Raw genomic sequence first — 15,708 nt, forward strand, 5'->3', positions numbered from 1 at the left:
ATTAGCGTTACTAACACTACATTGCTTTGGGCTCCGCTTTTAATTAAGGTTTCTTTTTTCAATAAAGAACCTTTTTAGAAGCTCTCCGCACTCATTTTCCATTATTCCGGATTTTACTTCGGTCTTGGGATGTAATTGCACCCCGGAACTGCGATAGCCCCGCTTCGGGTCTGAAGCACCAAATACCAGTTTAGGGATCTGACTCCAGTAAAGTGCTCCTGCGCACATCTGGCAGGGTTCCAGGGTAACGTACATTGCGCAGTTCAAAAGATATTTTCCGCCCAGGAAGTTAGCCGCGGCAGTGATGGCTTGCATTTCGGCATGAGCGGTCACATCATTAAGCGTCTCGGTAAGATTATGGCCCCTTGCGATGATCCGGTCGTTTATTACTACGACCACACCCACGGGAATTTCTCCCTTTTCATAGGCCTTTTCGGCTTCTTCCAGGGCCTTTTTCATAAAATATTCATCGTTAAAAGGAGAGAGCATGATCAGAATTTTCAGGAAAGATATGAATTTTTGAATTCGGCTGTGCTGTGATATGCTTCATTAGGATTTCATAATGTAACTTTGCCGTCTATGGCCGAGAATATCCTGAGAAATATAAATGGTCCTGAAGATCTTCGAAAGCTTGGCAGGACTGAACTGCAGGAACTTGCAAGGGAACTGCGTCGTTTTATCATCAATATCGTAGCCACGAAGGAAGGACATCTTGGGGCGAGTCTGGGTGTGGTGGAGCTTACAATTGCTCTGCATTATGTCTTCAATACGCCGGAAGACCTTCTTATATGGGATGTAGGCCATCAGGCCTATGGACATAAGATACTTACCGGTCGTAAAGACATTTTTGATACTAATCGCCAGCTTGGAGGAATCAGTGGTTTTCCTAAACGAAGCGAAAGTGAATATGACGCCTTTGGTACGGGGCATTCTTCCACGTCCATATCTGCTGCGTTGGGTATGGCCATAGCATCCAACCTTAAAGGGGAAACCGAAAAGCAGCATATCGCGGTGATAGGCGATGCTTCAATTGCCAGCGGAATGGCCTTCGAGGGCTTGAATCATGCCGGTGTAACCAATGCGAATCTCCTGGTGGTCCTTAACGATAATGCCATAGGAATAGATCCCAGCGTTGGAGCCTTGAAGGAATACCTTACCAAAGCCAGGGTAGGTTATAAACCGGCCAGAGATAATATAATAGAGGCACTTAATTTTAAATATTTCGGTCCGGTTGACGGGCATGATCTTGAAGGCTTGCTAAAGATACTTGGAAAGATGAAGAAGATAAAGGGACCCAAGTTCCTTCATGTGATCACCAGGAAAGGAAAGGGCCTTAAAAAAGCTGAAGAAGATCAGGTAAAATACCACGCACCGGGGAAATTTGAGCCGGCTACGGGAGAATTACTGAAATATGATACCGATGGACTTCCATTGAAATATCAGGATGTATTTGGATTTACCCTGGTTGAACTGGCTAAAAAGAATGATAAGATCATTGGAATAACTCCCGCGATGCCAACGGGTAGTTCCCTGAAATATATGATGGAGGCTTTTCCCGAAAGGGCTTTTGATGTTGGAATAGCCGAGCAGCATGCGGTTACTTTGTCGGCCGGGATGGCCAGCCAGGGATTTGTCGTTTACTGTGCTATCTATTCAACATTTCTCCAGAGAGCTTACGATCAGTTGATACACGATGTGGCACTTCAGCAATTACCGGTGATCTTTTGCCTGGATCGGGCCGGACTTGTAGGTGAAGATGGTGCTACCCATCACGGCGTTTTCGATATCGCCTATGCCCGGGCAATTCCAAATCTGATGATCGCGGCTCCCAGGAATGAAGTAGAACTTCGGAATTTACTTTACACAGTCCAGCTGGGACTGGAAAATCCGATTATCATTCGTTATCCACGAGGCACAGGGGTGCTGAAAGAATGGAAACTTCCATTCCAAAAGATAGAAATTGGAAAAGGAGAATGTCTGAAAGAGGGTTCTGAGGTAGCGGTACTTAGCATCGGGAATATGGCCGGAAATGTTTCAGAAGCGATTGATGAAATAAAGGGGAAAGATAAAGTCGCTCATTACGATATGCGTTTTGTAAAACCGCTGGACGAGGAATTGCTGAAGGATATTTTCAAAAAGTATCAGAAAATTGTGACAGTGGAGGACGGGGTAAGAAAATCAGGATTTGGAAGTGCGGTCCTCGAGTACGCTTCAGAAACAGCATTTAAAGGGGAAATACACATTCTCGGGATACCAGATGAATTTATTCACCAAGGAAGTGTAGTTCAATTACAAGAAATCGCAGGAATTCACGTTGAAGGAATAAGGCAAAAGCTGGAATCTATTATTTGATTTTTTATTTTTGCAAATCTGAAAACCTGAATTATTAATGAAGTTCCCAATCCTACTCCTGCTATTCTGTTTTATTTCTCTCAAATCTTTAGCTTCTGATTATAAATATATCGTAGTAAACGATACTACCGTAACTGCTTCAGATACCACTGCTTCAGATAGCATGATGATATACTGGACAGAGAAAAACACCTTTGGTGTGAATCTTAGCGAGGTAGCATTTGTTAACTGGAACTCAGGAGGTAACAATTCCGTTTCTGCTCTCTTTTATTCAAGTTTTGAAAGGAATTTTGAGAAGAATCTTACAATGTGGCGTAATTCTGCCTCATTAAGGTATGGACTCAATGCCCAGGAAGGAAGGGAAGTTCGTAAGACCGAAGATGAGATAAGACTAAAGTCTTCTTTCGGGTTTAGAACCGACAGTACTTCTAACTGGTATTATTCTGGAAAATTCAGTTTTAATACCCAGTTTTCCAACGGTTATAAATATCCCGATACTGAGGTGCCGATTTCCCAGTTTATGGCTCCGGGCTATACTTTCCTAGGGGTAGGAACCGAATATTCGCATCCCGAAGAAGATCTGCAGGTCTACCTTTCGCCTATTACCTTTAAGTCCACCTTTGTACTGGATCAGCGGCTGGCAGATGAAGGGATGTTTGGTGTGGAACCTGCCGTTACCGATGAGCTCGGAAATATTCTGAAAGAAGGTGAGAACCTTCGAACAGAATTCGGTTTTCTGGTCACCAGTGGCTTTAGCAAGGAAGTTTTTGATAATATAAATCTGGATAACCAGCTCAGCCTTTATTCAGATTATCTCAATAATTTTGGAAATGTTGATGTAGACTGGCAGCTTAACGTGAATATGAAGGTGAACGACTTTGTAAAGGCCAACGTAGGTTCCCACATTCGTTATGACGATGATGTGAAATTCAAGGAAGACACCAACGGCGATGGTAAACTTGAAACGTCAGGTCCCCGGATTCAGCTTAAACAGATGCTGGGAGTAGGCCTGGTATATGAATTCTAGACTACAGGCTCTGACCTTTATATTTTTTCACGGAAGCCACCGTCATCCCATCGGTTAATGAAGCGGTAAAGGAACAGATCCCTATCAGTTTTTCATAAACCGAATCGCTTTTCTGTAAATGCTCCAACTGTGGAACCGATTTCAGAACTAGTTTCGTGAAATTTGAATCCTCCGCATTATCTTCAGGCAGCAGGGCTTTAGTGTAAATGTCCAGCAGGTAAGATAGCATACGGTAGCCAGCAATTTCCTTGCTTATAACTTCTTCGCTCTGATAGATCTTCTCGATACTTATCTTAATGATATCCTTTATTTGTGCCTCATAACTGCTTTTGTCAAACAGGGATTCGTGAAATTCTCCTTTAAGGATCGCATCTTCATTTTTAAGGAATATTTCGGCCGCCTCGCCGATAAGAGTACTTATCGCTAATGACCTGAGATAGGCCAGCCTGTCAGCAGTGCTGATAAGGCCGTTGTATTTTGCTGTATTGATGTTGTCTTTTACAAGCTTTATCAGGTATTCCAGAGCATAGTCCTCATCGATCAGGCCAAGGTTTATTCCGTCCTCAAAATCGATAATGGTATAGCAAATATCGTCAGCCGCTTCTACAAGGAATGCCAGGGGATGCCTGCAATAACCTATGTCTTTTCCTTCTCTTGTTTTTTTAAGTCCTAATTCCTCGGCCACTTCCTCAAAAAAATCTCTTTCGCTTTGAAAGAAACCGAATTTTTTATCCTCAATATTTCCTGAAGGTTTATGCGGAAGGGATTCCTTTGGATATTTGGTGAAAGCACCAAGCGTAGCATAAGAAAGCCTTAATCCACCTTCGATCCCGGGTCGGTGTTCGGTAAGGATCTTGAATCCGTTAGCATTACCTTCAAATTTAACGAGGTCCTGAAACTGCTTTTCACTAAGCTGCTCTTTAAAACGCTTCCCGTTTCCGTGACTGAAATATTCACCAATGGCTTTCTCTCCCGAATGTCCGAATGGAGGATTCCCTATATCATGAGCTAATGCCGCGGCTGCAACGATAGCTCCAAAATCGTTCATCTGGTAACCGAAAGTATCCCGAAGATGAGGGTGTTTTTCCAGCAGTTTCTGGCCTGTTAGCCTTCCCAGGGATCTTCCTACCACCGAAACTTCCAGGCTGTGAGTAAGTCTCGTGTGAACAAAGTCGGTCTTTGAAAGTGGGATGACCTGGGTTTTATCCTGAAGACTTCGGAAAGCCGAAGAAAAGATGATACGGTCGTAATCAACCTCAAAGCCCAGCCGGGTTTCATTCTGTTCCTGTCTAAGTCTTTTATGTGTATCTCCGAATCTTTTAAGTGATAAGAGTTGTTCCCAGTTCATTGCAGTTGGTGGTTATCATTGAATTTGATTGGCTAAAAATAAATAAAAAAGAGGCGTATGAAAATTTTAAGACCCGCATCCTGCATTTATTTTACCAAAATAAAAAAGGGAAGTAAAATTTACTTCCCCCCTTTAAATTCAAATTTGAATTAGCCAAAATTTTAAGACCCGCACATCAGGCAGTCGTCACCTTCCCCTTCTTTGGACTGAGCGATGATAGCTCTTAATTCCTCGGGTGTAAGGGCAGCTTCCTCTGGATTTTGCTCAGAAATTACTGGAGCCGATTGAGCCTGCATCTTTTCTGCCGCTCTGTCGGGAGCCTGAGATCCGGTCTTTATAGTTTCTTTTTTGTTTTCTTTCTGAAGCGTAAACTTAATAGCGTCTACGGCTGCTTTGGTGCGAAGATAATACATTCCGGTCTTAAGTCCGCTTTTCCAGGCATAGAAATGCATGGATGTAAGTTTACTGTAATTCGCATTTTCCATGAAAAGATTGAGCGATTGTGACTGGTCTATAAAATATCCCCGCTGCCGTGACATGTCGATGATATCTTTCATGCTCATTTCCCATACGGTCTTGTATAGCTCTTTGAGGTCCTGCGGGATGATATCGATATTCTGAACCGAACCATTATTACGCATAATGGCATTCTTAACATCATCTGTCCACAGATCTCTGGCAACAAGGTCTTCCAGCAGGTGTTTGTTCACCACGATAAATTCTCCTGAAAGCACTCTTCTTGTATAGATATTTGAAGTGTAGGGTTCAAAAGCCTCATTATTACCCAGGATCTGGGAAGTAGAAGCGGTAGGCATCGGTGCCATAAGCAGGGAATTGCGCACCCCGTTCTTCATTACCTGTTTTCTTAGTTTTGCCCAGTCCCATCTACCGCTAAGCTCTTCGTCCTTAATACCCCAGAGGTTATACTGAAATTCTCCCTGGCTTATAGGTGAGCCTTCAAAAGTGGAATATGGTCCTTCTTCCTTCGCCAGTTCCATCGAAGCGGTTACAGCTGCAAAATAAAGGGTCTCAAAGATCTCCTGGTTAAGTTTTTTTGCCTCGTCGGAAGTGAATGGTAGTCTTAGTTTGATAAAGGTATCTGCCAGTCCCTGAACTCCAAGTCCAACCGGGCGATGCCTCATATTCGAATTCTCGGCTTCTTTTACAGGATAGTAATTTCTATCTATCACCTTGTTGAGATTCTTGGTGACCCGTTTGGTGATCCTGAAGAGTTCCTTATGATCAAATTCCTCTCCTTTAACGAAAATAGGCAGAGCAATGGATGCAAGATTACATACAGCGACTTCATCTTCACTGGTGTATTCGAGGATCTCGGTACACAGGTTTGAGGAACGGATGGTTCCGAGGTTCTTCTGGTTCGATTTTCGGTTGGCCGCATCTTTATAGAGCATATAAGGAGTTCCGGTCTCTATCTGGGATTCCATGATCTTCTCCCAAAGTTCACGGGCCTTGATGGTTCTTCGGCCTTTATCTTCGGCTTCGTATTTTTCATACAACTTTTCGAACTCTTCTCCGTAGGTATCAAAGAGACCCGGACATTCATTGGGGCACATAAGGGTCCATTTCCCGTCTTCCTGCACACGCTTCATAAAAAGATCGGGCATCCACATAGCATAGAACAGGTCACGGGCCCGCATTTCTTCTTTTCCGTGGTTCTTTTTCAGATCCAGGAAATCAAAAATATCGGCATGCCAGGGTTCCACATAAATAGCAAAGGAACCTTTTCTTTTTCCTCCACCTTGATCCACGTACCGTGCAGTATCGTTGAATACCCTAAGCATTGGGACTATCCCGTTCGAGGTGCCATTGGTGCCAGAGATATAAGAGCCTGTAGCTCGAACGTTGTGGATTGAAAGGCCTATCCCGCCGGCCGATTGCGAGATCTTAGCCGTTTGCTTTAAGGTGTCGTAAATACCATCTATACTGTCATCCTTCATCGTAAGCAGGAAACAGGAAGACATTTGTGGTTTTGGTGTTCCCGAGTTAAAAAGTGTTGGGGTAGCGTGTGTAAAATATTTTTTAGACATCAGCTCATAGGTCTCTATGGCCGCGTCCAGGTCATCTATATGTATCCCAATGGAAACACGCATCAGCATATGCTGCGGGCGTTCAGCGATCTTTCCGTTGAGCTTTAGAAGATAGGATCTCTCCAGGGTCTTGAATCCGAAATAATCATAACCGAAATCGCGATTGTAGATGATAGTGGAATCCAGTTTTTCTTTATTCTGTGAGATAACCTGGTAGACTTCATCCGAAATGAGCGGAGCCTTTTCATTAGTACGTGGATTAACGTACTCATAAAGATCGGTCATCACTTCAGAGAAGGTCTTTTTCGTGTTCTTGTGCAGATTGGAGACAGAGATCCTGGCAGCTAGTTTCGCGTAATCAGGATGAGAGGTGGTCATGGTCGCTGCGATCTCAGCGGCCAGGTTGTCCAGTTCGCTGGTACTTACATTGTCATAAAGACCTTCTATCACCCTCATTGCCACCTTTACCGGATCTACCAGTTCGTTAAGACCATAGCAAAGTTTCTTGACCCTGGCGGTGATTTTGTCGAACATAACAGGCTCTTTCCTCCCGTCTCTTTTAACTACATACATAAACTACAATTTTTAGGTCAGGAACACAGGAATCTTAAAGAAAGGTACTGAGGGCCCCTGCCGGGATATGCCCCGGTATTGGAAATCTATTTTTAGGATGAAAAATTAAAGTTCAACGTACGCCGCGTTGGGGGACACGGCGCAGTTGCGCTTTAGAAATCAGCATCGAAGCTGATCTCATCTGATTCTTTATCTTTATTCATCACACCTGCCTTCTGATATTCGCTTACGCGCTTCTCGAAGAAATTGGTCTTACCCTGCAGGTTGATCATATCCATAAAATCGAATGGGTTTGAAACATTGAATACTTTTTCGCATTCCAGTTCAACCAGCAATCTGTCTGTTACAAATTCAAGATACTGTGTCATGAGCCTGGCATTCATGCCAATTAGACTAACGGGGAGTGACTCGGTAATGAATTCTCTTTCAATATTCAGTGCATCAACGATGATCTCTTTTATTCTGGCTTTTGGCACTTTGTTGATCAGGTGGTGGTTGTGAAGGTGAACTGCAAAATCACAGTGCATGCCTTCATCCCTGGATATAAGTTCGTTGGAAAAAGTTAATCCAGGCATTAGTCCTCGCTTCTTAAGCCAGAAGATCGAACAGAAAGCACCAGAGAAGAAGATACCTTCTACGGCAGCAAAGGCTATAAGTCTCTCAGCAAAGGAGTCTGACTCTATCCATTTCAATGCCCAATCTGCTTTTTTCTTAATGGCAGGGAAGACTTCAATAGCTTTGAAGAGCTTATCCTTTTCCTTGTCATCTTTTACATAAGTGTCAATAAGAAGCGAATAGGTCTCAGAGTGAATGTTCTCCATCATGATCTGAAAACCATAAAAGAATTTCGCTTCAGAATATTGAACCTCATTAACGAAATTTTCGGCCAGGTTCTCATTTACGATCCCGTCTGAAGCCGCAAAGAATGCAAGAATGTGTTTTATAAAATAGCGCTCGTCGGAATTCAGTTTGTTGTTCCAGTCGTTAATATCCTGATGAAGATCGATCTCTTCTGCAGTCCAGAAACAAGCCTCCATTTTTTTATACCAGTCCCAGATATCATGATGTTTTATCGGGAAGATCACAAAGCGATCTTTATTATCCTGTAAAATGGGTTCGGTCTGCGCCATATTTGATAAATTTCTATTCCAGGTTTATTTTCTTTGAAAAGAGTTTAACAAATATTTAAAAATGAAGCATATAATGAAAGATTTTAGCCTAAACGTTTTCAACAAAGTTTTCAACACGAGAAATTCCCGGTTTTTCATACTTTATTGTTAAATCAAGTCGTATAAAACTAACAGTCAAATAGTTATAAGATGTTAATAATTTTATGACCAAAAAACCCTTCCTTTGGTTTTCTTTAGTCAACAGGCCTGTGAAAATGTATACAATTCAACCTTTAACAGGGAATTTTAAAAAACGAAAACCGGCAATAATTTGCCGGTTTTCCAGAAAACAGAATTACCTAATTTTTTGATTGGTCCACTAATAAAAATTTGTGGGGTAATAAAAGTCTTGTATTCCTGTTGAATCAGAATTTTTAATTGTATTCCTAAATTTTTTCAGGGGGGTGCTATAAAAGGGGGGAGTTCTAAAATTACAAAAAAATAAGCTACTTTCTATCAGGTTTTAAGATATAATAATTTCAATTGACTCGAAAGGTTAATTCATTTTCCTTCTTTGAAACAATTGTGGTGTTAATTAAATATTGTGCGTCATGATTAATTATATACTGGTCCCCGGGTAGGTATTGATCTCCAGGAAGAAATATTTTAGACGTTAGATCTCCATCCAAAAGGAGCCTAAGAGTACCTCCACTATATGGTTTTACCATCCCTGAGGTTAGTTTGTAATCTCCAGTAAACTCCCCGGATAGATAATCATAATTTGGATAGGTCTTTTCCAGCTTATATAACTGAGCTTTCAGGTCTGTTTCTTTTTTCACGATAAAATCTATTTTATCAGTTTTAAGATTCATAGCGAATAAAACAGGGATCGTCTTGTTTAAACTTAATTGATTGCTTTTAAGAGTTCCAGAAGTGAGTTGAGCATGGCTAATATTAAATGTCAGACAAAGGATTATACAGCTCATAAACCTAATTATATGTTTTGCTTTCATGGTTTTTTGTTTTAGTTGTTGAAAATCTTAATAAATTCTACCCTTCGGTTATTTGCTTTTCCTTCAGGTGTGTTGTTTTCGCTGATTGGTTTTTCTTCCCCGTAGCCTTTGGTTTCCATTCTGGCCTCATTAATCCCTAACCGGATGAGGGAAGTTTTTACGGCTTCGGCCCTTGATTTGGAAAGTTTGAGATTGTAGGGCGCTTCACCGGCACTATCGGTATGACCTTCAATGCTAAATTTAGTTTCCGGATGTTCCTTCATCATCCGGGCTATTTCGGTAAGTAATCCGCCAGATTCAGGTTTTATAGTAGATTTATTTACATCGAAGAGGATGCTGCTGGTGATAAATTTTCCTTCTTCAATAAGTCGTGAATAGAGTTTAGACCCTCCTTTGGCAATCCGTACATTTTTGACAGCCTTCAGATCTTCTTTCTGGGTTTGAGCCTCGATGCTGAATACAGATAGTTTCAAACTGATATTCGGAATATTGAGAATCCGTTCTTTGTCAATATAAACCTTCATGGCCCTTTCGTTAAAAGAGATCGCGATGTGCTTCCATCCCGAAATTCCCGGGGCTCCAAAAGGACCGAATTTTTCAAACTTAATTTCAGAGCCCTTCACTTTTGAAGTAATTCTTGCACCGTTGCCTTGTATTAGCAGTGGGGATAAAATATCTCCATTATCGAACTTTTTATTAGGCTCTGCGCCATTATAAAACCTAATAAGGTACTTCTGCCATGAAGCGGGTACGTCATTAAAAAATGCATCGAATTCCACTGTAAAGGATTCCGGTAAATATTCATTGGAATTTATCAATGGAGTAATAATTCCCTTATGGTCAATTTTGATGGCGTGAATGCCATCTATACTGACGTTTTCGGCATTACCGCGTATTAAATCCCATCTGGATGGAAATTCTCCCGCTTGTTCAGATTCCAGATCATCTGTAAAAATGACCTCAGATCCCCCCACAAAATCATAGGCTGTCCAAATCTCTGGTGATGATACACCGGCCTTTTGGTTGGTAGTGTCAGAGTTATTATCAGATTCAGCGGGTTTGGGATCTTTAGCCCCAAATTTTGGATTCAGGATAGTATCCATTATTTTTCCTGTTTCCCTGGCAGCTTTTTCTTCTGATTTTTTTACGATCACATTTTCTACTGCCTTTTCTGTCCCTTTTTTGATCTTTTTTAATAGCTGTGCGTTTCCCGGCAGGCTACTAAAAATAACCATCATTAAGATTAAAATTAGTTTCATTAGTTCAAGATTTTAAAGTTTATCCATTCCTATCTCAAATGTTGCAAGCATTTTATTTGAAGCCGGGTCCGGGATTTCTGCCACCAAAGCATATTTCCCGGGAATAAGATCTGCTTCAAAATAAGCTACCGATCCTTCGGGCATTTCCTGAACTCCTCCCAGAAATTCTATATTTTTCGGTGAAGGAGATATAAAGGAATCAACGCCCACCCAGTTCATCCAGTCATTCAAAGCTTTTAAATCCTCAACAGATTGATATCTCACGAGATTTACATCATGTCCCACAAAATTCCCATAAGCCTGCTGATCTAAAAAATTCACCTTAAATTTTTGTTGACCTGTCTCCGGGACATTTTCCAAAACAATCCCTCCCTCTGTTGAAATATTAATGATATTGTCTGCTTGAGGTTCTTTAGTAGTGGTTTTTGCCGGTAAGACCTCAATTTCTTCAAGCATTCCCATGGCTGAATGGAAGGTGCCATCAGGCATTTTCACATAGCATTCTACCAGGTAATTTCCGGGTTCCAGATTCAGCGTTGTTTGTGCAGTGTGACCCGGTGAGACCAGGCCCACGCCGCCTAGAAATTTTATATTGAAGAACCATTCGGGCAATTCCTCAAATTTTTTAAAGCCCTTTTCGGTATCACCTTGGTTTATCAAATTCATAGCGTCTACGAAAACGGGAACCACTTCTTTTTCTGAGTCTTCAATATGTTTGCCTGCAGGTAATTTCTCAAGGACTAAAAAATGTGTATCTCCCGAACGGTTTTCATAGGTTATTTTTTGCCATCCAGATTTGATTTGATCAGGGAGTTCAAAGTTCATTCCCCTGGAAACTATAGTGACTCCAGTGTCCTCACCTGTGTTTATTGATGTTTCTTTTTTATAGTCCTGAAGACTAATAGCCTCATCGCTAATTTGATTTTTATCCTTGCAGCCAGCGATTAATAAAAGAGTAATTGCAAGTAGATTGATATATTGTGATTTTATGATCTTCATACTTAAAAGTTTTATTAGTTGGATTGATTTTGAGGAACTTCGAAGATCTTGAACATGTTTTTGCTCATTGGATCAGGTACTTCAGATATAAAAGCATAGGTGCCCGGTTTTAAAATGGCTGTAAAATAGCCGGTTTCTCCAGCCGGCAATTCCTGCATTCCTCCTAAGAATTCTACGCCTTCTGGTGCCGGAGTTTTGAATTGGTCAGGATCTTTCCAGTTCATCCATGCATTTAATGCATCAATATCTGCCTCTGGGGATAATTTTACCAGGTGGACGTCATGACCTAAAAAATGTTCATGAACTACCTGATCTTCAAAATACACTGAGACCACATGTTGTCCGGGTCTTATATCACTTTTAAACTGAATCCCTGAAGTACTTGAGATGTTTATATCTAAAGTGGATTCAGGTTCTTTTATTTTGGAAGTTTCCTCACTTACATGTATTCCTTCGATCATTCCTATGGTTGAATGGAAAATACCGTTGCCGGTCTTTACATAACATTCTATTACATAATCCCCCGGCGTCATATAGACTGTGGATTCCGCGGCTGTTCCTGGAGATACCAAGCCCGGTCCTCCCTGTAGAACCACCTCCCAGTACCAGGCTGGTAAGGAGAAAAACACTGCCAGGGCTTCGTCATCAAGACCGGCCTCAATAAGATCCATGCCTTCCTGAAATACGGGGACAACTTCTGCTTTGCTATCCTCAACCGTTTTGCCCGCGGGGAGTTTTTCAATCACGAAAAAATGAGGGTTTGATGTCCCGTTCTCGTATCGGAAAGTGTTCCATCCAGATTGGATTTCTTCGGGAGCAGTGAAGCTCATACCCTCACTTTTGATAACAACTTTTTTTGAATTGTTGGCGTCGGGATTTTCTCCTGCGATATTAACTTTAAGATCACTTTCGTTGAGGCCGGTAAGGCTTTCCTTTTCACAGGCTGCCAGGGCTATAATTAGAATCGCGCCACAAAGAATTCTGCAAAGCCATAAAATAATTGGATAATTAATAGTTTTCATAATTTCAGATTTTAGTTAGAGTTTTTATAGGTTTTCATCTTTCTCAAGGTCTTTTTTCGGCTAATTTAGAAGCGACTCATAGTTAATTCTGTTTTGTATCTTAGATAAGAATCTAAGAGACTAAAAATCAGCTTAATGATACAGGTGAACATATTGGGTCCCGCCGAAATACGGAAGCCGGACGGGGAATTAGAACAGTCTTTTCTCACTGGTCCCAAACGACTGGCTTTGCTGGTGTATCTGCTGTTAAAAAGGCCTTTCGGGTTTCATAGAAGGGACAGTTTGCTTCCTCTTTTCTGGCCGGATATGGGACAAAAAAATGCCCGGAATTCTCTTAGTAATATTTTGTATCACATTAGAAAAACCTTCGGGAATGATTCTGTTTTAAATCGTGGTGGAGAGGAGATCCAGATTAATAGCGATTTGTTTGATTGTGATGTGAATATTTTTGAAGACTATTTAAAAGAAAACAGGATCGATTTGGCGCTGGATCTTTACCGGGGAGATTTGCTTAAAGGTTTTTATGTTTCTCAAACATCGGCAGAATTTGAATTCTGGTTAGAAAATGAACGTCAACGCCTGAAAGATAAGGCTGGGAGATTCGTCTCGAAACACATAAAGGAATTGATCACCACGGGAAATTCGACAGCACTTGAAGTGTATACGCAAAGATCCATGGAGCTTAACTTGCCTGAAGAGGTAGATTGTCTTGAATGGGTGGATACTTTGGTCGCTCAGGGTGAAAACCAAATGGCACAAAACATTTACAGGGAATTCTGCCAGAAATATATTGCTGAATTTGAAGAAGAACCATCTGCAGAATTCATGCAGAAAATAAAGGAAATCCGTAATAATAAACTTTCTCGGAATGGTGAAATATTTGGGGAAGTACCATCGAAAAGAACAGGAAACAGAATTGCGGTTTTACCTTTTGACAGTTGTGGTCAGGAGAGCACTCCTACTCTTACAGAGGCGATTCATAGTGATATTCTTACCAAACTTTCCGGCCTTTCCGGCCTTCATGTGATATCCAGAACCTCTGTACTTGGATATAGAGGAACTAATCATACGGCGCCGGAGATCGCCAGTAGATTAAATATAAACTGGATCCTTACAGGTGAAGTTATAGAAATGGGTAGTAATATAAAAGTCAATGTGCGGCTTATAAATGCTCGGGAAGACCATCAAATATGGTCTGAAAGCTATATTCGGCAATTAAATGTGGATAATATTTTTAAAATTCAGTCTGAAATCACTCACAGGATTACTAATTCTCTTCGCGTTAAACTTGATCCGGTTACAAAACAAAATAAAATAAATGCTCCTGCAGAAAATCTGGAATCTTATTGCCTATGTGCCCAGGCAAGATGGTATTTTGATCAAAGAACAGAAACTGGGATTCGTAAAGCCATAGGTCTTTTTAGGAAAGCCCTGAAGGAGGATAATAATTATGCTTTAGCCTGGGTTGGATTAGCAGATTCTCTTATCCTGCTGCAAGATTATGGGTACCTTCCACATGATGAAGTTATACAGGAAGCTGAAATGGCTTCTAGAAGAGCATATGAACTTGACCCTGAACTTGCTGAAACTCACGCTACCCTGGGCCTCCTCCTTGCAGATAAACGAGAGGTTTCCAAAGCGATTATGGAACTAAATGAAGCTACCAAGCGAAGACCCAGCTATTCAGATGCCTTCAATTGGATAGGATGGTTCTCGAATGTTACGGGTGACTCAAATAAAGCACTGTTGAACTCCAGGAAAGCTGTAGAATTGAATCCTCTTTCACCGGAAGCTGTAAGTAATCTATCCCTATCATATCTTAGTAATGGAGATTATGATGCGGCAATAAGACAGGCGCAACAAATCCAGGTTATAAATCCCGACTGGACTACCAGTTACTTTTATGAAGCTTTGGGGTTATACCATACTGGAAAACTTGATGAAGCTGAAGTTATTCTGAAAGATCTTGTCGTAGACTGGGCTGGGAATGCAGTTGATAATCTCCTTGCCATGATCTGGCACAAAAAAGGAAATAACAGGAAATTTGAGAAAATGCATAAGGAATTTCAGGAACAGAATGATCACTTTGGCAGCGCTTTGGGTTATTGTCTTCTTAAAGATCTGGATAAGACTTTACTGGAAATGCAAAAGATCACGAAGTGGAATTATTGGAATTCCCTGGCGCTTTTCAATTTATTCAAAAACGAGTTCATGGGCTTGGAAGAAAAATCAGAATTTATTGAGATTAAAGAAAAGGCCAAAAGGTCCTGGGGAGTTTAGGGTTTTAATTCCACGGCCACATTCTCCAGCTCTTTATACCAGTCCTCTCCAAATTTTCTGATAAGGGCGTCTTTTACGAATTTATACACGGGAACCTGCAGCTCGGCTCCAAGGCTACAGGCATCATCACAGATCTCCCAGCGATGGTAGTTGACTGCAGAGAAAGAAGAATATTCCTGGATCCTTACAGGGTACAAATGACAGGATACAGGTTTCTTCCACTGGATCTTTCCTGCATTGTAGGCCTCCTCTATCCCGCATAATGCGGTGCCTTTCTCATCAAAAGTAACATAGGCGCAATCTGCGCCATCAATCAGCGGCGTCTCTATCTCACCATTTTCACGGGTTATATATACTCCCTGTTCTTCAATAGCTTGGATTCCTTCCTCCCGCAAATAAGGTTTTACATGGGGATAGATATCTTCCATAATAGCTCTTTCTTCGGGCTCTACAGGTGCTCCCGCTTCTCCATCAATACAGCAGGCTCCTTTACAGGCTGACAGGTTGCACACAAAATCATTCTTGATGATCTCTTCAGATACTAAAGTTTTTCCCAATTGAAACATGCCGCAAAGATAAATTTATGTCTCATAGAACGAAGAAAACGCTATATAAAATTTATAAAAATTTAACCTTATCTACCGATTGTCAATCAGATAAGATGAAGTACTTTTGCGC

General features: G+C 41.2%; 12 protein-coding genes. 3 read left to right on the plus strand and 9 right to left on the minus strand.

Translation table 11 applies throughout. The annotated features are described in order from the left end of the window. Window positions 1-39: 39 nt before the first annotated feature. On the minus strand, window positions 40-489 hold the full coding sequence (locus tag EZJ28_RS12440) for a nucleoside deaminase (protein ID WP_131398324.1): 450 nt from the start codon (window positions 487-489) through the stop codon (window positions 40-42). Between the two features lie 90 nt (window positions 490-579). Here EZJ28_RS12440 and EZJ28_RS12445 point away from each other — a divergent pair, with 90 nt between their 5' ends. Next, window positions 580-2,352: a 1-deoxy-D-xylulose-5-phosphate synthase gene (locus EZJ28_RS12445; RefSeq protein ID WP_131398326.1), complete on the plus strand. Its 1,773-nt coding sequence runs from the start codon at window positions 580-582 to the stop codon at window positions 2,350-2,352. Window positions 2,353-2,389: 37 nt separating this feature from the next. Next, a complete protein-coding gene (locus EZJ28_RS12450) occupies window positions 2,390-3,379 on the plus strand; it encodes a DUF3078 domain-containing protein (protein WP_131398328.1) in 990 nt (329 codons plus the stop codon). A gap of 1 nt (window position 3,380) precedes the next feature. On the opposite strand, the gene dgt is transcribed toward EZJ28_RS12450, so the two are convergent. From dgt to EZJ28_RS12485, 7 genes are all read right to left on the minus strand, one after another. Then, complete coding sequence (gene dgt / locus EZJ28_RS12455) at window positions 3,381-4,727, minus strand: dGTP triphosphohydrolase (protein ID WP_131398331.1); 1,347 nt, start codon at window positions 4,725-4,727, stop codon at window positions 3,381-3,383. Between the two features lie 161 nt (window positions 4,728-4,888). Next, complete coding sequence (locus EZJ28_RS12460) at window positions 4,889-7,348, minus strand: ribonucleoside-diphosphate reductase subunit alpha (RefSeq protein ID WP_131398333.1); 2,460 nt, start codon at window positions 7,346-7,348, stop codon at window positions 4,889-4,891. A 152-nt stretch (window positions 7,349-7,500) separates the two neighbouring features. After that, a complete protein-coding gene (locus tag EZJ28_RS12465; protein WP_131398335.1) occupies window positions 7,501-8,478 on the minus strand; it encodes a ribonucleotide-diphosphate reductase subunit beta in 978 nt (325 codons plus the stop codon). A gap of 518 nt (window positions 8,479-8,996) precedes the next feature. Next, the gene (locus EZJ28_RS12470) at window positions 8,997-9,443 is read right to left on the minus strand and encodes a hypothetical protein (protein WP_131398337.1); all 447 of its coding nucleotides are present in this window, start codon (window positions 9,441-9,443) and stop codon (window positions 8,997-8,999) included. 38 nt (window positions 9,444-9,481) lie between these two features. After that, window positions 9,482-10,729 (minus strand): OmpA family protein, encoded by a 1,248-nt coding sequence (locus EZJ28_RS12475; protein ID WP_131398339.1) that lies wholly within the window; start codon window positions 10,727-10,729, stop codon window positions 9,482-9,484. A gap of 12 nt (window positions 10,730-10,741) precedes the next feature. Continuing rightward, window positions 10,742-11,728 (minus strand): hypothetical protein, encoded by a 987-nt coding sequence (locus tag EZJ28_RS12480; protein WP_131398341.1) that lies wholly within the window; start codon window positions 11,726-11,728, stop codon window positions 10,742-10,744. Between the two features lie 14 nt (window positions 11,729-11,742). After that, on the minus strand, window positions 11,743-12,750 hold the full coding sequence (locus tag EZJ28_RS12485; RefSeq protein ID WP_131398343.1) for a hypothetical protein: 1,008 nt from the start codon (window positions 12,748-12,750) through the stop codon (window positions 11,743-11,745). Between the two features lie 135 nt (window positions 12,751-12,885). On the opposite strand from EZJ28_RS12485, the gene EZJ28_RS12490 reads away from it, so the two are divergent. Continuing rightward, on the plus strand, window positions 12,886-15,030 hold the full coding sequence (locus EZJ28_RS12490; protein WP_131398345.1) for a tetratricopeptide repeat protein: 2,145 nt from the start codon (window positions 12,886-12,888) through the stop codon (window positions 15,028-15,030). On the opposite strand, the gene EZJ28_RS12495 is transcribed toward EZJ28_RS12490, so the two are convergent. Then, a complete protein-coding gene (locus EZJ28_RS12495; RefSeq protein WP_131398347.1) occupies window positions 15,027-15,596 on the minus strand; it encodes a DUF3109 family protein in 570 nt (189 codons plus the stop codon). The genes EZJ28_RS12490 and EZJ28_RS12495 overlap by 4 nt on opposite strands. Window positions 15,597-15,708: the final 112 nt, after the last annotated feature.

Origin of the sequence: Gramella sp. KN1008 (genome assembly GCF_004332155.1) — a bacterium.
Taxonomy (GTDB): Bacteria; Bacteroidota; Bacteroidia; order Flavobacteriales; family Flavobacteriaceae; genus Christiangramia.

Coding starts and splice junctions, on each gene's coding strand:
- EZJ28_RS12440 (WP_131398324.1), bottom strand. CDS start 489: ATGCTCTCTCCTTTTAACGATGAATATTTTATGAAAAAGGCCCTGGAA.
- EZJ28_RS12445 (WP_131398326.1), top strand. CDS start 580: ATGGCCGAGAATATCCTGAGAAATATAAATGGTCCTGAAGATCTTCGA.
- EZJ28_RS12450 (WP_131398328.1), top strand. CDS start 2,390: ATGAAGTTCCCAATCCTACTCCTGCTATTCTGTTTTATTTCTCTCAAA.
- dgt (WP_131398331.1), bottom strand. CDS start 4,727: ATGAACTGGGAACAACTCTTATCACTTAAAAGATTCGGAGATACACAT.
- EZJ28_RS12460 (WP_131398333.1), bottom strand. CDS start 7,348: ATGTATGTAGTTAAAAGAGACGGGAGGAAAGAGCCTGTTATGTTCGAC.
- EZJ28_RS12465 (WP_131398335.1), bottom strand. CDS start 8,478: ATGGCGCAGACCGAACCCATTTTACAGGATAATAAAGATCGCTTTGTG.
- EZJ28_RS12470 (WP_131398337.1), bottom strand. CDS start 9,443: ATGAGCTGTATAATCCTTTGTCTGACATTTAATATTAGCCATGCTCAA.
- EZJ28_RS12475 (WP_131398339.1), bottom strand. CDS start 10,729: ATGAAACTAATTTTAATCTTAATGATGGTTATTTTTAGTAGCCTGCCG.
- EZJ28_RS12480 (WP_131398341.1), bottom strand. CDS start 11,728: ATGAAGATCATAAAATCACAATATATCAATCTACTTGCAATTACTCTT.
- EZJ28_RS12485 (WP_131398343.1), bottom strand. CDS start 12,750: ATGAAAACTATTAATTATCCAATTATTTTATGGCTTTGCAGAATTCTT.
- EZJ28_RS12490 (WP_131398345.1), top strand. CDS start 12,886: ATGATACAGGTGAACATATTGGGTCCCGCCGAAATACGGAAGCCGGAC.
- EZJ28_RS12495 (WP_131398347.1), bottom strand. CDS start 15,596: ATGTTTCAATTGGGAAAAACTTTAGTATCTGAAGAGATCATCAAGAAT.